Origin of the sequence: Pseudoduganella dura, assembly GCF_009727155.1 — a bacterium.
In the GTDB taxonomy this organism is placed as follows: domain Bacteria; phylum Pseudomonadota; class Gammaproteobacteria; order Burkholderiales; family Burkholderiaceae_D; genus Rugamonas; species Rugamonas dura.
In genome coordinates this window covers 4,478,133-4,498,523 of record NZ_WNWM01000002.1, presented here as the reverse complement: position 1 = coordinate 4,498,523, position 20,391 = coordinate 4,478,133, and the positions used below count along the sequence as shown (strand labels likewise).

18 protein-coding genes and 1 tRNA gene are annotated in these 20,391 nt (G+C 65.1%); 17 read left to right on the top strand and 2 right to left on the bottom strand.

Features of this window, described 5'->3' with window-relative positions:
- Positions 1 to 136 precede the first annotated feature (136 nt).
- The 11 genes from GJV26_RS19665 (at position 137) to GJV26_RS19615 (ending at position 12,072) form a co-directional block, all read left to right on the top strand.
- Positions 137 to 1,108, top strand: a complete 972-nt coding sequence (locus tag GJV26_RS19665; protein WP_155710447.1) for a bifunctional riboflavin kinase/FAD synthetase — start codon at positions 137 to 139, stop codon at positions 1,106 to 1,108.
- 65 nt (positions 1,109 to 1,173) lie between these two features.
- On the top strand, positions 1,174 to 4,059 hold the full coding sequence (gene ileS, locus GJV26_RS19660; RefSeq protein ID WP_155710446.1) for an isoleucine--tRNA ligase: 2,886 nt from the start codon (positions 1,174 to 1,176) through the stop codon (positions 4,057 to 4,059).
- Between the two features lie 65 nt (positions 4,060 to 4,124).
- Positions 4,125 to 4,634, top strand: coding sequence for a signal peptidase II (gene lspA / locus GJV26_RS19655; RefSeq protein WP_155710445.1), 510 nt, complete (start codon positions 4,125 to 4,127; stop codon positions 4,632 to 4,634).
- Positions 4,635 to 4,672: 38 nt separating this feature from the next.
- Positions 4,673 to 5,905: a bifunctional phosphopantothenoylcysteine decarboxylase/phosphopantothenate--cysteine ligase CoaBC gene (gene coaBC / locus GJV26_RS19650; RefSeq protein WP_155710444.1), complete on the top strand. Its 1,233-nt coding sequence runs from the start codon at positions 4,673 to 4,675 to the stop codon at positions 5,903 to 5,905.
- The gene (gene dut / locus GJV26_RS19645) at positions 5,905 to 6,354 is read left to right on the top strand and encodes a dUTP diphosphatase (RefSeq protein ID WP_155710443.1); all 450 of its coding nucleotides are present in this window, start codon (positions 5,905 to 5,907) and stop codon (positions 6,352 to 6,354) included. Before coaBC ends, dut begins: the two co-directional genes overlap by 1 nt.
- A gap of 176 nt (positions 6,355 to 6,530) precedes the next feature.
- Complete coding sequence (locus tag GJV26_RS19640; RefSeq protein WP_229419362.1) at positions 6,531 to 7,583, top strand: M48 family metallopeptidase; 1,053 nt, start codon at positions 6,531 to 6,533, stop codon at positions 7,581 to 7,583.
- Positions 7,583 to 8,026 (top strand): surface-adhesin E family protein, encoded by a 444-nt coding sequence (locus tag GJV26_RS19635; RefSeq protein WP_155710441.1) that lies wholly within the window; start codon positions 7,583 to 7,585, stop codon positions 8,024 to 8,026. The genes GJV26_RS19640 and GJV26_RS19635 overlap by 1 nt, the downstream gene beginning before the upstream one ends.
- A 12-nt stretch (positions 8,027 to 8,038) precedes the next feature.
- Positions 8,039 to 9,073, top strand: a complete 1,035-nt coding sequence (locus GJV26_RS19630) for an XdhC family protein (RefSeq protein ID WP_155710440.1) — start codon at positions 8,039 to 8,041, stop codon at positions 9,071 to 9,073.
- A 67-nt stretch (positions 9,074 to 9,140) separates the two neighbouring features.
- A complete protein-coding gene (locus tag GJV26_RS19625) occupies positions 9,141 to 10,028 on the top strand; it encodes a DMT family transporter (RefSeq protein ID WP_155710439.1) in 888 nt (295 codons plus the stop codon).
- Complete coding sequence (locus tag GJV26_RS19620; RefSeq protein ID WP_155710438.1) at positions 10,025 to 10,930, top strand: DNA-3-methyladenine glycosylase family protein; 906 nt, start codon at positions 10,025 to 10,027, stop codon at positions 10,928 to 10,930. Before GJV26_RS19625 ends, GJV26_RS19620 begins: the two co-directional genes overlap by 4 nt.
- A 131-nt stretch (positions 10,931 to 11,061) precedes the next feature.
- Positions 11,062 to 12,072 (top strand): MerR family transcriptional regulator, encoded by a 1,011-nt coding sequence (locus tag GJV26_RS19615; protein WP_155710437.1) that lies wholly within the window; start codon positions 11,062 to 11,064, stop codon positions 12,070 to 12,072.
- Between the two features lie 62 nt (positions 12,073 to 12,134).
- On the opposite strand, the gene GJV26_RS19610 is transcribed toward GJV26_RS19615, so the two are convergent.
- Together GJV26_RS19610 and GJV26_RS19605 are read right to left on the bottom strand one after the other, a co-directional pair.
- Positions 12,135 to 12,797 carry a hypothetical protein gene (locus GJV26_RS19610; RefSeq protein WP_155710436.1) on the bottom strand — a complete coding sequence of 221 codons (663 nt, stop codon included), beginning with the start codon at positions 12,795 to 12,797 and terminating at the stop codon, positions 12,135 to 12,137.
- A 126-nt stretch (positions 12,798 to 12,923) separates the two neighbouring features.
- Positions 12,924 to 13,000, bottom strand: a tRNA-Met gene (locus GJV26_RS19605).
- A gap of 173 nt (positions 13,001 to 13,173) precedes the next feature.
- Between GJV26_RS19605 and GJV26_RS19600 the strand changes: the two genes are divergently transcribed.
- The 6 genes from GJV26_RS19600 (at position 13,174) to GJV26_RS19575 (ending at position 20,220) form a co-directional block, all read left to right on the top strand.
- On the top strand, positions 13,174 to 13,746 hold the full coding sequence (locus GJV26_RS19600; protein ID WP_155710435.1) for an NUDIX hydrolase: 573 nt from the start codon (positions 13,174 to 13,176) through the stop codon (positions 13,744 to 13,746).
- Positions 13,743 to 14,471 (top strand): leucyl/phenylalanyl-tRNA--protein transferase, encoded by a 729-nt coding sequence (gene aat, locus GJV26_RS19595; protein ID WP_155710434.1) that lies wholly within the window; start codon positions 13,743 to 13,745, stop codon positions 14,469 to 14,471. The genes GJV26_RS19600 and aat overlap by 4 nt, the downstream gene beginning before the upstream one ends.
- A gap of 115 nt (positions 14,472 to 14,586) precedes the next feature.
- Entirely contained in the window at positions 14,587 to 15,324 is a 738-nt protein-coding gene (locus tag GJV26_RS19590; RefSeq protein WP_155712597.1) for an arginyltransferase, read from the top strand.
- Positions 15,325 to 15,488: 164 nt separating this feature from the next.
- Positions 15,489 to 16,532 (top strand): quinone-dependent dihydroorotate dehydrogenase, encoded by a 1,044-nt coding sequence (locus GJV26_RS19585; protein ID WP_155710433.1) that lies wholly within the window; start codon positions 15,489 to 15,491, stop codon positions 16,530 to 16,532.
- Positions 16,533 to 16,540: 8 nt separating this feature from the next.
- Positions 16,541 to 17,587 (top strand): aldo/keto reductase, encoded by a 1,047-nt coding sequence (locus GJV26_RS19580; RefSeq protein WP_155710432.1) that lies wholly within the window; start codon positions 16,541 to 16,543, stop codon positions 17,585 to 17,587.
- A 206-nt stretch (positions 17,588 to 17,793) separates the two neighbouring features.
- Positions 17,794 to 20,220: a TonB-dependent receptor plug domain-containing protein gene (locus GJV26_RS19575; protein WP_155710431.1), complete on the top strand. Its 2,427-nt coding sequence runs from the start codon at positions 17,794 to 17,796 to the stop codon at positions 20,218 to 20,220.
- Positions 20,221 to 20,391 lie beyond the last annotated feature (171 nt).

The following is a 20,391-nucleotide window of genomic DNA, read 5'->3' as shown; positions in this document are numbered from 1 at the left end:
TGAAAGCGCCGTCCTGCCCCGCAGGCGGCGCTTTTTTCATTCCCGGCCGTGGCGCGCCTGGTGCGCTGCGGCATTTCCCATGTGAATTTGTAAAACCGCCGTATAATCCCTGGTTCAGGCAAAAGATTTCATATCCATGAAGGTATTTCGCGGACTTCCCAACGCAGCGTCCCGTGCGCCATGCGCCCTCACGATCGGTAATTTCGACGGCGTCCACCGTGGCCACCAGGCATTGCTGGCCCACGTCCGCACCGCCGCGTCACGCCTGGGGCTGGAAGCCGCCGTGATGACGTTCGAACCGCACCCGCGCGAGTTCTTTGCCCACAAGATGAAAGACCTGGCAAAGGCGCCGCCCCGCATCGCCAACCTGCGCGACAAGCTGGCCTCGCTCGAAGCCAACGGCATCGACCGCGTCATCGTCGAACACTTCTCCGACAGCTTCGCCGCCCTCACGCCGCAGGAGTTCACCGAGCGCGTGCTGGTGGACGGCCTGCACGTGAAGTGGCTGATGGTCGGCGACGACTTCTGCTACGGCGCCCGGCGCGCCGGCAATGTGCAGATGCTGCACGAGGCCGGCGAACGCTACGGCTTCGTAGTGCAGACGATGGCCACCGTGATGAACGGCGCCACCCGCATCTCCAGCTCGGCGGTGCGTTCGGCGCTGGCCGAAGGCGACTTCCCGCAGGCCGAACAACTGCTGGGCCACCCGTATTCGATCTCCGGCCACGTGGTCCATGGCCAGAAGCTGGGCCGCACGCTGGGCTACCCCACGCTGAACCTGCGCGTGCCGCACCGCCCCGCCCTGTCCGGCATCTTCATCGTGCAGGTGCACGGCATCGGCGACGCACCGCTGCCGGCCGTGGCCAGCCTGGGCGTGCGCCCCACCGTGGAAGACGCCGGCCGCGTGCTGCTCGAGGTGCACATCTTCGATTTCGCCGCGAGCCTCTATGGCCGGCGCGTGAAAGTCGAGTTCCTGCAAAAGATCCGCGATGAAGAAAAGTTCATCGACCTGGCGACCCTGACCGTGGCGATCGACCGCGACGCGGCGCTGGCGCGGGCCTTTTTCCGCGAACGCAGCGGCGCCGTGACCGCCACCGACCGAATTTGAGTGCCGGCTGTTTTCATCCCGGCGACACTCACGCAGTTTATCGAATCTCTCCATAAAGAATTACCATGTCCGAAAAACCAAAAAAGGCCGACACCAAGGCCCCGAGCAAATACGCGGTCAACATGACCGAAACGCCGTTCCCGATGCGGGGCGACCTGGCCAAGCGCGAGCCGAACTGGGTGAAGCAATGGCAGGACAAGAAGGTGTACCAGCGCATCCGCAAGGCCGCCAAGGGGCGCCCGATGTTCGTGCTGCATGACGGTCCGCCGTACGCCAACGGCGACATCCACCTGGGCCACGCCGTCAACAAGATCCTGAAGGACATGGTCGTCAAGTCGCGCACGATGGCCGGCTTCGACGCGCCGTACGTGCCGGGCTGGGATTGCCACGGCATGCCGATCGAGATCCAGATCGAAAAACAGTACGGCAAGAACCTGCCGACCGCCGAGGTGCTGACCAAGGCGCGTGCCTACGCGCTGGAGCAGATCGACCGCCAGCGTGCCGGCTTCATCCGCCTGGGCGTGCTCGGCGAATGGGACAACCCCTACCTGACGATGGCCTACGGTAACGAGGCCGACGAGCTGCGCGCGCTGGGCAAGCTGCTGGAAAAGGGCTACGTGTACCGCGGCCTGAAACCGGTGAACTGGTGCTTCGATTGCGGCTCGGCGCTGGCCGAAGCGGAAGTGGAATACCAGGACAAGCGCGATCCGGCGATCGACGTGGGCTTCCCGTTCGCGGAACCGGAAAAGCTGGCGGCCGCGTTCGGCCTGCCGGCGCTGCCCGCAGGCGATGGTTTCGTCGTCATCTGGACCACCACGCCATGGACGATCCCGTCGAACCAGGCGCTGAACGTGCACCCGGAAGTGACCTATGCGCTGGTGGAAACGTCGCGCGACGTGAATGGTGAAAAATCGCCGCTGCTGCTGCTGCTGGCCGCCGACCTGGTCGAAGCGGCGCTGCTGCGCTTCAAGCTCGAAGGCAAGGTCGTCGCCACCACCACCGGCGCGCAGCTGGAAAACATCCGCTTCAGGCACCCGCTGCACGCGCGCGACGCGTTCTACGACCGCTATTCGCCGATGTACCTGGCCGACTACGTGACGACCGACAGCGGCACCGGCATCGTGCACTCGGCGCCGGCCTACGGCCTGGAAGACTTCGTGTCGTGCCGCCAGCATGGCATGAAGGATGACGAGATCCTGACCCCGGTGATGGGCGACGGCAAATACGTGTCCACGCTGCCGCTGTTCGGCGGCCTGACGATCTGGGAAGCCTCGAAGCCGATCTGCGAAGCGCTGCGCGAAGCGGGCGCGCTGTTCGAACTGAAGATGTTCGACCACAGCTACATGCACTGCTGGCGCCACAAGACGCCGATCGTCTACCGCGCGACGTCGCAATGGTTCGCCGGCATGGACGTGCAGCCGATCGATGGCGGCTCCACGCTGCGCGAAACGGCGCTCGAAGGCATCGCCGACACGCAGTTCTTCCCCGACTGGGGCAAGGCGCGCCTGCACGGCATGATCGCCAACCGCCCGGACTGGACCCTGTCGCGCCAGCGCCAGTGGGGCGTGCCGATGGCGTTCTTCGTGCACAAGGAAACGGGCGAACTGCATCCGCGCACCGCGGAACTGCTGGAACAGGTGGCGCAGCGCATCGAACAGGGCGGCATCGACGCCTGGCTGGCGCTCGATCCGCAGGAACTGCTGGGCGACGACGCGGCCCACTACGTGAAGAACAAGGACACGCTGGACGTGTGGTTCGACTCCGGCGTCACGCACCAGACGGTGCTGCGCGGCTCGCACAAGGAACAGTCGCACTTTCCCGCCGACCTGTACCTGGAAGGCTCGGACCAGCACCGCGGCTGGTTCCACTCGTCGCTGCTGACGTCGTCGATGCTGAACGGCCGTCCACCGTACAAGGCGCTGCTGACGCACGGTTTCACCGTCGACGGCGAAGGCAAGAAGATGTCGAAGTCCCTGGGCAACACGCTGGCGCCGCAAAAGATCTCCGATACGCTGGGCGCGGACATCCTGCGCCTGTGGGTCGCATCGACCGACTATACCGGCGAGCTGTCGATCTCCGACGAAATCCTCAAGCGCGTGACGGAATCGTACCGCCGCCTGCGCAACACGCTGCGCTTCCTGCTGGCGAACACGTCGGACTTCGACCCGAAGGCGAACGCCGTACCGGTCGCCGAGCTGCTGGAGACGGACCGCTACGCGCTGGCCAACCTGGCCGTGCTGCAGGCATCGGTCGAGAAGCATTATGAACAGTACGAGTTCCAGCCGGTGGTGAGCAAGCTGCAGAACTACTGCTCGGAAGACCTGGGCGGCTTCTACCTCGATATCCTGAAGGACCGCCTGTACACCACCGCCGTCGATTCCCGGGCCCGCCGCTCGGCGCAGACCGTGCTGTGGCACATCACGCAAAGCCTGCTGCGCATGCTGGCGCCGGTGCTGCCGTTCACGGTGGAAGAAGCGTGGGCCGTGTTCGCCGCCGGCGAGCAGTACGCCGCCAGCGACGAGACGATCTACACGCAGACGTTCTGGCAGTTGCCATCCGTCGGGGATGCCGAAGCGCTGCTCGCGAAGTACGGGGTGATCCTGGCCGTGCGCGCCGAGGTGATGAAGCAGCTCGAAGACCTGCGCGCTTCGGGCGCGATCGGCTCGTCGCTGCAGGCCGAACTGGAAATCAGGGCCGCAGGCGACAAATACCGGGCCCTGGCCAGCCTCGACGACGACCTGAAGTTCGTCTTCATCACGTCGCTGGCGAAAGCCGTCGAAGTGGCGAACGATGCCGAGGAAGCGGTAGCGGTGGCGGCCTCGAAGGACGAGAAGTGCGAGCGCTGCTGGCACTACCGCGCCGACGTGGGCAGCCACGCCGACCATCCAACGCTGTGCGGCCGCTGCTACAGCAACCTGTTCGGCACCGGCGAGGCACGCCGCTTCGCCTGATCCCCGCATCCGCCGCCGCGCTCGAGAGGCGTGGCGGCGGCCCGGCCACCGACTCGACAAGAACAATGGCAAAATCCAAAAAGACCTTTTCCAGCAAGCCTGCCGGCGGCAGCATGATCCCGTGGCTCGGCATCGCCGCGGTGATCATCCTGGTCGACCAGCTGACCAAGATCACGATCGAAAAGATGTTCAATTACGGCGAGGAGCTGGTCATCACCAGCTTCTTCAACCTGGTGCTGTTGTATAACAAGGGCGCGGCGTTCAGCTTCCTGTCCGATCAGGGCGGCTGGCAGCGCTATTTCTTCACCGGCATCGGCGTCGGCGCGGCACTGTTCATCGTCTACCTGCTGCGCAAGCATGCGGCACAGAAGCTGTTCTGCTGGTCCATGTCGCTGATCCTGGGCGGCGCGGTCGGCAACGTGATCGACCGCATGGTGCATGGCCACGTGATCGATTTCCTCGATTTCCACTGGCGCGGCATCGGCCACTTCCCGGCCTTCAACGTGGCCGATACCGCGATCTGCATCGGCGCCGGGCTGCTCATCCTCGATGAGCTGCGGCGCGTGAACAAGTAAGCGGGCAAAGCGATGCACGCCAAACCAACGGGAGCAGCATGGAACTGACCGGCAAGAAGATCGTCCTCGCCCTGTCGGGCGGCGTGGCCTGCTACAAGGCGGCGGAACTGTGCCGCGCGCTGACGAAGGAAGGCGCCTCGGTGCAGGTGGTGATGACGGACGCCGCCACCCACTTCATCACCCCGGTGACGATGCAGGCGCTGTCCGGCAAGCCTGTCTACACGGACCAGTGGGACCCGCGCGTGAACAACAACATGGCGCACATCGACGTCACGCGCGACGCGGATGCGATCGTCATCGCGCCCTGCTCCGCCGACTTCATCCGCAAGCTGGCGCACGGCGCCTGCGACGACCTGCTGTCGACGATGTGCGTGGCGCGCCCGCGCCATGTGCCGCTGCTGGTGGCGCCGGCGATGAACGTGGAGATGTGGACCAATCCCGCCACCCGGCGCAACGTGGAGCAGCTGCGCGACGACGGCATCGGCATCCTCGGACCGGCGGCCGGCGAACAGGCCTGCGGCGAAACGGGCATGGGCCGCATGCTGGAACCGCAGCAGCTGCTCGACGAGATCGTGTCGGCATTCCAGCCGAAGCTCATGGCCGGCAAGCGCATCCTGATCACGGCCGGCCCCACGTTCGAGGCCATCGATCCGGTGCGCGGCATCACCAACCTGTCGTCCGGGAAGATGGGCTATGCGGTGGCGCGCGCCGCGCGCGAAGCCGGTGCCGAGGTCACGCTGATCTCCGGCCCGACCGCGCTGCCGACGCCTTACGGCGTCACCCGCATCGACGTGCAAAGCGCGCAGCAGATGATGGACGCCGTGAACCGCGCCATCGACGGGCAGCATGTATTCATCGCGGTGGCCGCGGTGGCGGACTGGCGCGTCGCCAACCCCAGCGCGCAGAAGGTCAAGAAGACCGACGGGGGCGCGGAAGGCGCGAAAGGCCCCGAACTGCGGTTCGAACAGAACCCCGATATCCTCGCCACGATCGCCGCCCGCACCACGCTGGCCGGCCATCCGTACTGCGTGGGCTTCGCGGCCGAATCGGAAAACCTGCTCGAGTACGGCGCTGCCAAGCGCGAGCGCAAGGGTATCCCCCTGTTGGTCGGCAATATCGGCCACCACACGTTCGGCGCGGACGATAACACGATCGTGCTGTTCGACGAGCACGGCCACACGATCCTGCCGCAGGCCCCCAAGCTGACGCTGGCACGCCAGCTGATCTCCGAAATCTCGAAACGCACCAACAAGCACTCGCTGTTCCAATAATGAAAACCATCGACGTAAAAATCCTCGACCCGCGCATGCAGGACCTGCTGCCGGCCTATGCCACGCCCGGCAGCGCCGGCCTCGACCTGCGCGCCTGCATCGACGCACCGATCACCATCGAGCCTGGCCAGACCGTGCTGGTGCCGACCGGCCTGGCCATCCACATCGGCGATCCCGCCTATGCGGCGATGATCCTGCCGCGCAGCGGCATGGGCCACAAGAACGGCATTGTTCTGGGGAATCTGGTAGGCTTGATCGACTCCGATTACCAGGGCCCGCTGATGGTCTCGACGTGGAACCGGGGCCAGAACGCTTTCACGCTGCAACCGATGGAGCGCCTGGCCCAGCTGGTCGTCGTGCCCGTGCTGCAGGTGGGTTTCAGCGTGGTGGAGGAATTCGGTGCGAGCGAACGGGGCGAAGGAGGCTTCGGCAGCACCGGCAAGCATTGAGAATCGATCGGGAAGGAACTATGGCAGGAACCGCCGCACCACGCAGTACCGGGGATGCAACCGCATCTGCAACCGCATTTGCAACCTCGTTTGCAAGCATTTCTGCAATTCCATGTGGCACCTCTCAGGCCGATGCATACGGGACTTCGCGTTCCACGCGCATCACGCGGCCGGCTTTGGCAGCCGCAGCGGCAGCCCTGCTGTTGTCGGCCTGCTCCACCACGCCGCTCCAGCCCACTTCCCCCGTTACCGTCCAGCCGCCGCCCGCCGCGGAGGCGCCGGTCGTCACGCCCCGCATGCAGGCGGCACGCACCGCGCTCGATGCCATCGTCACGCAGCAGGACCGACTGTACCGCGTGGCCGCGCCATTGCTGATCAATAACGTCGACCTGTGCCGCACCGCGGCGCGCGGCCTGCTGGGGTTCACCGCGAAAAACAAGTGGTCGTATCCGGGCGAATACGCCGATGCCGCCAGCGCCGTGCTGGGCTACGACGATGCGTTGCGCGTCTCCGGCGTGCTGGCCGGCAGCGGCGCCGCGCGTGCCGGCCTGCGCAAGGGCGACATACTCGTGGCCGCGGACGGCAAGGCGCTGCCGACCGGCCCGGGTGCCGAAACCGCCGCGGCCGGGGTGTTCGCGCCGCTCGTCTCGGGCCGCACCCAGCTGTCGATGACGATCGGCCGCAACGGCCAGAACCAGGTATTGAAGGTGCCCGTCACGCGCGCGTGCGCGATGCGCGTCGACCTGGCCAATGCCGACAACGTCAATTCCCACGCCGACGGCGGCCGCATCGCGGTCACGCGCGGCATGATCGCCTTTGCCGGCAGCGACGAAGCGCTGGCCTACGTGCTGGCCAAGGACATCGCGCACAATGTGCTCGGCCACACCGCGGTCACGCGCAACACGGGCGCCGTGGCGGCCATCATCGACAACGTTACGCGCGTGCAGCCGGACCAGGCCCAGCTGGCCGGCGCCGGCAACGTCAAGCCACTGCCGGCCAACCTGGAGGTATCGGCCGATACGCTGGCACTGTACATGCTGGCGCGCGCCGGCTACGGGGTCGAGCGCTACAAGGCATTCTGGCAGCGGCTCGCGGCGCAGTATCCCGCTTCCGTGCCGAACGGTTACATGGCGGTGCATCCGAACCTGGCGCCGCGGCTAACCGCGATCGACAAGGTGGTGGCCGATATCAAGGCCAAGCAATCCGCCAAGAAGCCGCTGGTGCCGTGATGCTGCGTGCCGCGGTCTTCGTGCTGTGCGCGCTGCCGCCGCTGGCACATGCGGTGACCTGGACAAAGGCCGGCAGCACGAAGGACAGCCGCGTGTTCATCGACAAGGCATCCGTCCGCAAAGGCGACGGGAAAAACGGCGAAGGCGGCCGCCGTGCCTGGACGCTCGAATCGTTCGCCAAGCCGCAGACGGCGCCGGACGGCAAGCAGTATCTCTCCGTCAAGGCGCTGCACCTGTACGACTGCAACGAGCGCAGCGTGACGCTGCAAACACAGTCGTTCTATCCCGAGCCCATGGCGAAGGGCGAAGCGGTCGGCACCTACAAGTTCGAGGCGTTCGACGCCGAACAGGTGGAACCGGGCACCCGCTATGCCGTGGCGATGAATGCGGTATGTGGAAAAGGCACTGTTGCCAGGGCGGCAGCGGCAAAAACCGCACCGTAGTATAGTCCGGCCATGGACAGCATCGATCTCGAAGTACTCAAAACCAGCGCCGCCTGGATTGCCGCGGGGCACCGCTGCGAACTGGTCACCGTCATCCGCACATGGGGCTCGAGCCCCCGCCCGGTCGGCGCCCTGCTCGCCATCTGCGACGACGGCCGCGTCGTCGGCTCCGTGTCCGGCGGCTGCATCGAGGACGACCTGATCGACCGCGTGCGGCGCGAAGGCATCACGCGGCAACTGCCGGAAATCGTCAGCTACGGCATCACCGCCGATGAAGCGCACCGTTTCGGGCTGCCGTGCGGCGGCACCATCGAACTGGCGCTCGAACCGCTGTCGGCCGGCAGCCGCATCGCGGAACTGCTGGAGCGGCTGGAACAGCACCAGCTGGTGGAGCGCCGGCTCGATCTGCGCACCGGCGCCGTGCGGCTCGACAGGGCCGTGGCCGGCAACGTGCTGACGCGCACCGACGATGAACTGGTCACCCAGCACGGCCCGCGCTGGCGGCTGCTGATCATCGGCGCCGGGCAACTGTCGCGCTTCGTCGCGCAGATCGCCACGGCGATGGATTACCACGTCACCGTCTGCGACCCGCGCGAGGAGTACCGCGCCGGCTGGGCGCTGCCGGAGGTGCGCCTGGTCCATGCCATGCCGGACGACCTGGTGATCGAAATGAAGCTGGACCGGCGCAGCGCCGTGATCGCGCTGACCCACGACCCGAAGCTGGACGACCTGGCGCTGATGGAAGCGCTGAAGTCGGACGCGTTCTACGTGGGCGCCATCGGCTCGCGCGCCAACAATGCGAAGCGGCGCGAACGGCTGCTGGAATTCGACCTGACGGCAGCGCAACTGGAACGCCTGCACGGGCCTATCGGCCTGTACATCGGCAGCAAGATGCCATCGGAGATCGCGATCTCGATCCTGGCCGAGATGACGGCGGTGAAGAACGGCGTGCCGCCGGCGCTGCAGGTGAACCACGCCGCCGCCCTGGAGGCGCCCGGCACCAACGCCTGCCTGGCCGAATTCGACAGCAAGATCCAGCTGGCATAACTGCCACCATTGCGGCGACAATCATCACCACGGCCAAGCCCGTGGTTGAACAATAACGATACGCCTCATGTCCACCGCCAACCTCTTCCGCCTGATCCTGCTTGCCGCCATCTGGGGCGGCTCCTTCCTGTTCATGCGCATCGCGGCGCCCGTGCTGGGCCCGGCGCTGTTGATCGAATACCGCGTCGTGTTTGCCGCGCTGTTCCTGGCGGCGATCGCGCTGGCGATGAAAAAGCCGCTTGACTGGCGCCGCCACTGGAAGCACTACATGGTGCTGGGCTTTTTCAATTCGGCGCTGCCGTTCCTGCTGTTCGCCTGGGCGGCGAAGACACTGTCGGCCTCGGTGCTGGCCGTGCTCAATGCCACGGCGCCGATGTGGGGCGCGCTGATCGGCGCGGTATGGCAGCGGCAAATGGTGAGCGCGCGGGTACTGCTGGGGATCGCGTTGGGGACCGCCGGCGTGGCGCTGCTGGTCGGCTTCGACCATGTCAGTTCGCGCGAGGGCGCCGGGCTGGCCATCGCCGCCGCGCTGTTCGCATCGTTCAATTACGGCATCGCCAGCACGTATGCCAGGGCCGCACCGACCGTGGAGCCGTTCGCGAACGCGCACGGCAGCATGTGGACGGCGGCGCTGATGGTACTGCCGTCGCTGCTGTTCTTTCCCGCGCCCGGCACTCCCACCACCGGCATCATGGCCGCCGCGCTGGCGCTCGGCGTGGTGTGCAGCGGCGTCGCCTACCTGCTGTACTACGGGCTGATCCGCGACGTGGGCGCCACGTCCGCGCTGACCGTCACCTTCCTCAGCCCCCTGTTCGGCATCCTGTGGGGCGCGCTGTTCCTGCGCGAAGTGGTGGGCTGGTATACGATCGCCGGCGCGGCCGTCGTCCTCCTGGGCACGGCGTTCGTTACCGGCTACCGGCCGGCCTTTGCCGCGCGCAAGGGCAAGCCGGCATGAAGCTGGAACGCACGCTGCCGCTGCCGGCGGGCTACCGCGTGCGCGATGTGCTCGCCTTCCATCGCCGCGACGAGCAGGGCATCGCGGAACATGTCGGGCCGGACTCGCTGCGCAAGGGCGTCATGCTCGATGGCGTGCCGGTGGTGCTGGCGATCCGCTTTACGCCGGCCTCGGCCGCCTGCGTGGCGGAAATCGATGGCGTCTCGTCACCGGCACTGGAACGGCACATCGACGACGCGTTGCTGAGCATCCTCGGCCTGCGCATCGACCCGGACCCATTCTGCGCGTTTGCCGCCGCCGATCCCCTGTTCGGCCCCCTCGTGCGGTGCCAGCCGGGCCTGCGCATCGTGCAATCGGCCACGGTGTTCGAAGCGCTGACATGGGCGATCATCGGCCAGCAGATCAACCTGCCCTTTGCGATCGCACTGCGGCGCACGTTCATCCTGCTGGCCGGACGCCGGCATTCGGGCGGCCTGTGGTGCTACCCCGAGGCGCCCGACACCGCCCGCATCGCCATCGAAGAATTTACGTCCCGCAAGTTTTCGCGCGCGAAAGCCGAAACGCTGCAGCGCTTTTCCGGCCTGGTCGCCAGCGGCGAACTCGATCTCGCGACCGGCGCGGACAATGACATCGCGCAGATCAGCCAGCGGCTGCTGGCGATCAAGGGCATCGGCCCGTGGACGGTCAACTATGGCCTGCTGCGCGGCTACGGCCATGCCGACTGCTCGCTGCACGGCGACGTGGCGATCCGCGCCGCATTGCAGCGCCTGCTCGGCGAAGAGCAGAAGCCGGATATTCTCCGCACCGAGCGGATCTTGCAACAGTATCAACCGCACCGTACGATGGCGGCGGCCCACCTGTGGGCCAGCCTGGCCCCGCCAGCCGACGCCAATACGGCTTGAGCAGGATATTGCTTGACCGGGGGTTTGCTTGACCAAGGATCTGCTTGACCAAGGATCTGCTTGACCAGGAATTTGCTTGACCCTAACGCAACGTCAGGCTTCACGATGGCCTTACCGAAGAGGAGCTGACGATGCTGAAGATTGGACAACTGGCGAAACATGCGGGCCTTACGGTCCGCGCCCTCCACCATTACGACGATATCGGGCTGCTCCGCCCTTCGGTCCGTACCGATGCCGGCTACCGGCTCTATGACCGCGACGATGTGGCGCGCCTGCAGCAGGTCCAGGCGCTGCGTCAACTCGGCATGCCACTGGCCGACATCGGACATTTCCTGGCCAATTCCGGCACCTCCGCACTCGCAATCGTCGAGCGCCAGCTGGCCGCGCTGCAACATCAGATCGATGAAGCGGCGCGCATGCATGCGCATTTGCTGGGCTTGCATACGCAGCTCGCACGGGGCGAACAACCGGAACTGGCTGAATGGCTGACCATACTGGAGCAAATGAAAATGTACGAGAAATACTTTTCCAAGGAAGAACTGGCCAATCTGCGCATGGTGCACGACGATGACTGCCGCGCAGAATGGGATGCACTGGTTGCCGAGGTGGGAATCATCATGGCCGACAAAACATTGCCGACGAGCCTGGAGGCAAAACGGCTGGGCTTGCGCTGGATCACGATGCTCGAACGCGATACCGGCGGCAATGCTTCGCTGATGGCCCGTCTCGATGCGATGCATGTGAATGAGCCAGCCATCCAGCAAAGCACCGGTATCAGCCCGGCCATGCGTGACTACATTGCCGAAATAATCGGCGAATTGAAACTCGACGCCTGGGCCAAATACTTGCTGCCGGCGGAAGTGGAACGCATGCGCCGCCACCAGCGTTCGCGCGGCAAGGAATGGTTCGCATTATTCGAATCGATCCGCGCCCAAATCAAGGCCGACCCGGAGGGCAATATGCCGGATTCAAGAAAACTGGCCCGGCTCAAGCATGAGTTATTCCACGACATGGTCGGAGATAATCCGGAAACGCTTGGCCGCTTCCAGGCTGCAATGGCGAACGAATCTGTCCTGCAGATCGCGCGTGGCATGACGGATGAGATGATTGCCTGGCTGCGAATGGTCCAGCAGCACGCCTGACCAAGTCAAATCGTCTTTTTCATGCTGGATTCTGGCCCGATCAAGCCAGATTCCAGCATGAACTACTTGGCACCGGGGCCAAAACGCCTCGGACATGACGAAATACGTGGCGGATCGCTCGGCTCATTGATGTAGTCGCGGTAGAAAAGGCAATAAGTGCCGAACGCTGTCGTGATCTGGTAAATCCGCTTTCTGTCGTTCGGCGCGCTGAACAATTCAATCCGGGCCGCTTCATACCATTTCAGCGGTACCGCCAGTTTTGCGGCCGTGAATGCACGCGTCATTACGGCTTCCATCGAGTCGGCTGCCGGACCATAACCCCGCATTTCCTTGTCGGAGCGGGTTTCCCGGTCGGCCTTGCCGGCCTGCCTGACCATACTGTCGATATCGATACGGGCGGGTTCTTCAAATGGATCGGCTTGCGTGACAGGTGGCGCTGTGGCGTCGGCAGGGGATGGGGCACCGACTGGAACCGGCGACCCGGCGGCAATGCGCCGCTCCGGCCGGGTATTAACAGGAGATTGACGTGGCTGCATGGGGGATTCCACAGCCTGTTTTGGAGGCGGCGGGCTGATGAAAACCAGCCGGGAATAGCGAACGGTGGGAAGGTTTTCCATGGCGGGTTGATCCCGCAGCAGGAAATAAAAAAGGACCGCGTGCAGGACCAGCACCAGCGCCAGCGCCAATCCGGCCGGAGAATAAACGCCGCGCGTTCCTGCATACATGCAAGCCACCATGGTTTATGAAATGGCAAGTATATAGATTGATGCGGAGGAAATCGTGCGTGGAAAAGAAAAATTACAAAGTAAAAAAGCCGCCATCGTGTTACCGATGGCGGCTTTCTTGAATTCTGGTTGCGGGGACAGGATTTGAACCTGTGACCTTCGGGTTATGAGCCCGACGAGCTGCCAGACTGCTCCACCCCGCGTCTGATGAAATGAATTATAGGCCCTTTCGCCGATTTAGGCAATATCAATCCTCGTTTTCCAGATGATAGATCCGATATATCCGCCAGCAGCGGCGCGCAACCTGCTGCCGGCAGTACCGCGCTGGCACGCAAACGGTGTAAAGTAGGCAAACGACAACCGCTACCTGCCCTGTATGAAATTCTGCTCCGAATGTGCCCACCCGGTCGAGCTGATGGTCCCGGCCGGCGACAACCGCCCCCGCTACGTCTGCCCGCAGTGCGCGACGATCCACTACCAGAATCCGAAAATGGTGATCGGCTCGATCCCGGTATGGGAGCGCGACGGCGAGCTGCAAGTCTTGCTCTGCAAACGGGCGATCGAGCCGCGCTACGGCTACTGGACGCTGCCGGCCGGCTTCATGGAAAACAATGAAACCACGGCCGATGCGGCGCAGCGCGAAACGGAAGAGGAAGCAGGCGCCAACATCGAACTGGGCAAGCTCTTCACGCTGCTCAACGTGAAGCACGTGCACCAGGTGCACCTGTTCTACCTGGCCAGGCTGCGCGACCTGGATTTCGCGCCCGGCGAGGAAAGCCTGGAAGTGCAGATGTTCACGGAAAGCGAGATCCCGTGGAACGACCTGGCGTTCCCCACGATCCGCACCACGCTGGAATGCTTCTTCGCCGACCGCGCGAAAGTACTCGAAGGCGGCAGCTATGGCTTCCACACGCAGGACATTACGCGGCCCATGCGCAGCGACTCATGATTCCCTGGCTCGGCGCCCAGACTCCCTTCCCTGACGTATCCGAAGCGCTGACCACCGAGGCGCCCGGATTGCTGGCGGCCGGCGGCGACCTGTCGCCCGAACGCCTGCTGGCCGCTTACCAGCGCGGCATCTTCCCGTGGTTTTCGGAAGGCCAGCCGATCCTGTGGTGGAGCACCGACCCGCGCATGGTGCTGCATACGGACGAGTTCAAACTGTCCGCCAGCCTGGTCAAGACGCTGAAAAAAGTGGAAAAGAGCGCGCGCACGGACGGCCGCTGGCAGGTGCGCTTCGACAGCGACTTCGAGCAGGTGATGCGCGCATGTGCCTCGCCGCGCCGCGATGGCCCCGGTACGTGGATCTCGGAAGACATCATCCGCGGCTATACCGGCCTGCACGCGCTCGGTTTCGCCCATTCGGCCGAGGTGTGGCTCGATGGCGAACTGGTGGGCGGCGCCTACGGCGTGTCGATCGGCCAGATGTTCTATGGCGAATCGATGTTCGCCCGCGTCTCGGACGCCTCGAAGGTGGCGCTGGCCTACCTCGTGCATTTTTTGAAACTGCATGGCGTGAAGATGATCGACTGCCAGCAGGAAACCGGCCACCTGGCCTCGCTGGGCGCGCGTCCCATTGCGCGCAGCGCGTTCCTCGAGCACCTGAAACGGGCCATCGCCAGGCCCCGTATCCGCGACTGGCAGCCGGTACCGCCGGTGGTTGCCGGCGGTTGACGGCGGCCGGGCCGATCAGCGGGGCCGGCCGCCGAGGTTGGTGTGCCTGCGCACACTGCGTTTTTCGCGAACGCGCTATGATATGCATAACCGCCAATCCCTCGACAGGTTCTGCATGACGCAGCTGAACGACCTTCCCTTTGCCGCGCTCCAGTTCTATACCACCGCGCCCTATCCCTGCAGTTACCTGGAAACACGCCAGGCCCGCTCCCAGGTCGCCACGCCTTCGCACCTGATCAACGCGGACGTGTATTCCGAACTGGTGCGCAACGGTTTCCGCCGCAGCGGGATCTTTACCTACCGCCCCTACTGCGATGGTTGCCAGGCTTGCGTTCCCGTGCGCGTGGTGGCCGACGAATTCACGCCCACGCGCGGCCAGCGACGCGCGTGGGCCCGGCACGGCAACCTGCGTACCGGCGTGGCCACGCTGTCGTTCTCGGACGAGCATTACGCGCTGTACCTGCGCTATCAAAGCACGCGCCATGCCGGCGGCGGCATGGACCAGGACAGCCGCGACCAGTACGCGCAGTTCCTGCTGCAAAGCCGCGTCAATACGCGCCTCGTCGAGTTCCGCGAGCCGGACGGCACGCTGCGCATGGTCTCGATCATCGACGTGCTGTCAGACGGGCTGTCGTCCGTCTACACCTTTTTCGACCCGGATCTGCCGGCCGCCTCGTTCGGCACCTACAACGTGATGTGGCAGATCCAGCAGGCGCGCGAACTGGGCCTGCCCTACGTGTACCTGGGCTACTGGATCGAGGAAAGCCCGAAGATGAGCTACAAGATCAAGTTCCAGCCGCTGGAGGCGCGCCGCAAGGGCGTTTGGGCTGTCATGCCGCGCGAAGTGGCGTGAGGCCCGCTGGCCGGTGGGGCAGGCCGGCGGCCGAAGTGACGTAAAGCTCGGCAAGCCGGCAGACCGGCAGGCCATGTAGAATATCGGGCAACGCATTTTCCGACGCCGTCCCCGACCTTTTACCTCTTTCCGCGCGATCCGTCGCGCTGTTCCTCCCCGCCCCCATGTCCGACAAATTCCTGTATTCCCTCGCGCGTCCGGCGCTGTTTACGATGGACGCCGAATCAGCGCACCATTTCACCCTCGACAACCTGAAACGCCTGTCGAAACTCGGCCTGATGCGCGCGGTCGTGCAGGCGCCGAAAGCCGATCCCCGCACCGTGATGGGCGTGCTGTTCAAGAACCCGGTCGGCCTGGCCGCCGGCCTGGACAAGGACGGCACCTATATCGACGCGCTGGCCGACCTGGGCTTCGGCTCGATCGAGATCGGCACCGTGACGCCGCGCGCCCAGCCCGGCAACCCGAAGCCGCGCATGTTCCGCCTGCCCGCCGCGCACGGCATCATCAACCGCATGGGTTTCAACAACGGCGGCGTGGATGCGTTCGTGGCCAACGTGCAGTCCTCGCGTTTCTACCAGAAGAAGGAAGGCGTGCTGGGCCTGAACATCGGCAAGAACGCCGATACGCCGATCGAGCGCGCGGCGGACGACTACCTGCACTGCCTGCAGAAGGTCTATCCGTACGCCAGCTACGTGACGGTGAATATCTCGTCGCCGAACACGAAGAACCTGCGCCAGCTGCAGGGCGGTTCCGAGCTCGATGGCCTGCTGGCGCAGCTGAAGGATGCGCAACAGCGCCTGGCCGACCAGCACAAGCGCTACGTGCCGCTGGCGCTGAAGATCGCGCCGGACATGGATGAGGACCAGGTGAAGAACATCGCCGACGCGCTGGTGCGCCACCGCATCGACGGCGTGATCGCCACGAACACCACGCTGTCGCGCACCGCCGTCGAAGGCATGCAGCACGGCGCCGAAGCCGGCGGGCTTTCCGGCTCGCCGGTATTCGAGCCGTCGAACCGCGTGATCCGCCTGCTGAAGGCGGAGCTGGGCGATGCGCTGCCGATCATCGGCGTGGGGGGCATCATGCGCGGTTCCGACGCAAAGGTTAAGATCGACGCCGGCGCGCAACTCGTGCAACTGTACAGCGGACTGATTTACGCGGGCCCTGCCCTGGTTCGCGACTGCGCGGACGCCATTCGCAAACTTTGAGGAGTTTCATGGAAAAGATCAAACTGGGCCGTACCGATGTCGACGTCACGAAAATCTGCCTCGGCACGATGACATGGGGCCAGCAGAACACCGAAGCCGATGCGCACAGCCAGCTCGACTACGCGCTCGAACGGGGCATCAACTTCATCGACACGGCAGAGATGTATCCGGTGCAGCCGAGCGCGGAAACGCAAGGCTCCACCGAGCGCCACATCGGCACCTGGCTGAAGCGGAGCGGCAAGCGTGAAAACGTGGTGCTGGCCACCAAGGCGGCCGGCCCGAACCCGGGCATCCACTGGTTGCGCGGCGGGCAGCAGAACTTCGACGAGCAGAACCTGCGCGCCGCCGTGGAGACCAGCCTGCAGCGCCTGCAGACCGATTACATCGACCTGTACCAGCTGCACTGGCCGAGCCGCAACGTGCCGATCTTCGGCGCCAGCGCGTTCAATCCGGAAAACGAGCGCGCCTCGGTGGCCATCGAGGACACGCTGGCCGCGCTGGGCAAGCTGGTCGACGAGGGCAAGATCCGCCACATCGGCGTGTCGAACGAATCGAGCTGGGGCATTTCCGAATTCATCAAGCAATCGGAAATCAAGGGATTGCCGCGCATCGCCACGATCCAGAACCTGTACAACCTGACCGCGCGCCACTACGAGACGAGCTTCCTGGACGAGACCTGCTTCCGCGAAGACGTGACGCTGCTGGCCTACAGCCCGCTGGCGTTCGGCCAGCTGACGGCGAAGTACCTGGACGACCCGAAAGCCCACGGCCGCCTGACGATCTTCCCGCCCACCTGGAGCCCGCGCTACCTGCGGCCGGGCGTGCTGTCGGCCGTGGCGCAGTACACGAAGCTGGCGCGCGACAACGGCATCACGCCCGCGCAGATGGCGCTGGCCTGGTGCTACTCGCGCTGGTTCGTGGGCTCGACCATCATCGGCGCCACCACGCTGGCACAGCTGAAGGAAAACATCGACGCCTACGCGGTGAAGCTGCCGCAGCACGTGCTCGAAGGGATCGACGTGATCCACGCCAGCCTGCCCAACCCGGGCCAGTAAGCCCCTGGCGCCTGCCGGACCCGGGCCGCCGAATACCTGGTGTCGGACTCCTTTTCCGGATGCTTCACCCGGAAAAGGTGCCCGGCACCGGTTTTCGCCAGCACCGCTTATGCACCTGAAGCATAAGCAAACCGCTTCTCAATCGTTCGTGTCATGAGGCCCGGCGATTAATATAGTGTGATCGTCAACTCGCCAATAATAAAACGATGAGCACACGCCTTCGCCAGTCTCCTTTCGTCCTCACCCTGATCGCCGCCGCCGTGGCAACAGTCACCGCCCCGGCCAGCGCACAGCAGCAACAGCAAGCCCCCGCCGAAGAACTGCAGACCGTCGTCGTCACCGGCACGTATGCGAAAAACCGCCGTACGGCCGATTCGGAATCGCCGATCGACATCATCGGCGCGAAGGAACTGCAGGCCACCGGCTCGACCGAGCTGGCCACCGTGCTTTCCCGCCTGCTGCCGTCGATGAACTTCCCGCGCCCATCCGGCGCGGATGCATCCGACGCGGTGCGCCCCGCGCAATTGCGCGGCCTGGCGCCGGACCAGACGCTGGTCTTGGTGAACGGCAAGCGCCGCCATACGTCGGCCGTCGTCAATGTCAACGGCACCGCCGGCCGCGGTTCGGCGCCGGTGGACCTGAACGCGATCCCGCTGGCCGCGATCGACCATATCGAGGTGCTGCGCGACGGCGCTTCCGCGCAATACGGTTCCGATGCGATCGCCGGTGTCGTCAACATCATCCTGAAAAAAGGCCCGAACGGCGGCGACGTCGAAGTGGGCACCGGCTGGTACGGGGAAGGCGACGGCGAACAGATTTCGCTGAAGGCGTCGGCCGGCTTCGCGCTGGGCGACAAGGGCTGGCTGCGCCTGGCCGCCGAAGGCGCGGACCGCAACCCGACCAACCGCGCCGGCGCCGACAGCCGCAATGCGCTCGAGCCGTTGAATGGCCAGGTCACGCAGCGCTACGGCGATTCGGATACCAAGCCGCGCAACGTGTTCTTCAACACCCAGTACCAGCTGGGCGAGAACACGGATTTCTATGCGTTCGGCCAGTATGGCGAGCGTGACAGCGAGGCTGCCGCCACATGGCGCACCGCGCTCGTCGCCGTGCAGGACCCTGCCGTGAACGGCGTGACGCCGCCGGTGCGCTATGTGCAACGCACCCCGCTGTTCCCGCAAGGCTTCCTCCCGCTGCAGAACAGCACGTCGACCGATTCGTCGATCGTGGCCGGCGTGCGCGGCGACCTGGGCGGCTGGCGCTGGGATGCGAGCCTGGACTGGGGCCGCAACAGCTTCTGGCTCGACATCGACAATACCGTCAACCAGAGCCTGGCCGCGCAAAGCCCCACCCACTTCCACCTTGGCAAGCTGACCAACACGCAATCCGTCGCCAACTTCGACCTCGCTCGCGAGATCCCCGTAGCCGCCTTCTCCGGCCCGCTGACGGTGGCCACGGGCCTGGAAATCCGCCACGAGGAATACGAGATCGATGCCGGCGACGCCGCCTCCTATACGGGTTCCGGTTCGCAGGGCTTCTCGGGCTTCCGCCCCGTCAACGCGGGCAAGAACAGCCGCAGCAACCAGTCGGCCTACGTGAACCTGGAAGCGCAGGTGACGCCGAAGCTGTCCGGCGCGCTGGCGGCCCGCTACGAGCACTACACCGATTTCGGCAGCACCACGTCGGCCAAGGCTTCGGCGCGCTACGCGTTCAACGACCAGGTCTCGGTGCGCGGCACCGCGTCGTCGGGCTTCCGTGCCCCGTCGCTGGCGCAGCAGTTCTACACGATCACCACCACCAACTTCGGCGTCGTCAACGGCGAGAACAGGTCGATCGAAACGGGCACGTTCGCCGTGGGCAGCAGTGCCGCGCAGGCGCTGGGCGCCACGCCGCTGAAGGCCGAAAAGGCGCGCAACTTCGGCGTCGGCGTGCAGTGGTCGCCGGTGCGCAACTTCAACACCACGGTGGACGTGTACCGCATCTTCGTGGACGACCGCATCGCGCTGTCTGCCAACATGACGCTGCCGCAGGCGCTGCGCAACACGCTGGCCGCGCAGGGCGTGCAGGTGGGCGCCGGCCGCTATTTCACCAACGCGATCGACACGAAGACCACCGGCGTGGACTTGGTGAGCACGTACCGCCTGAACCTGGCCAACCGCGACCGCGTGGACTTCACCGCCGCGTACAACCACAACAAGACGACCGTCGAGAACGTGGCCGCCAATCCGGCGATCCTCACCGCGAACAACCTGCTTCTGATCGACCGCCAGACGGTGCAGCGCAATACGGTCGGCTCGCCGAAGGACAAGTTCAGCCTGGGCGCCGACTACACGGCCGACGGCTGGAGCGCCCGCGCGCTGGCCACGCAGTACGGCAAGTTCACCGTCCCGCAGAACAACGCGGCGCTGGACCAGGAATACGGCCGGCAATGGGTGCTGGACGTCTCCGCCACCGTGCGCCTCGCCACCAACTGGCGCGTCACCGCCGGCGTCGACAACCTGACCGACAGCTATCCGGACAAGACCACCACCGCCGGCAACCTGAACACGAACGGTATCTATCCGTACTCGAACTTCTCGCCGGCCGGTTTCAACGGGCGGTTCTTCTATGCGAAGGTGGGGTACAGCTGGTAAGGCTGGCTGCTTCAACGAAAATCCCGCCTGATGGCGGGATTTTTTTTGGATCGCGCACAGCTTCGGCATCGTCGCGGCCTGGTGTCGGACAATTTTTCCGGATGCCTTTCCCGGAAAATTTGTCCGACACCGGTTTTCCCATGCATTGCCGTTGCATCCAGAGAAAACCGG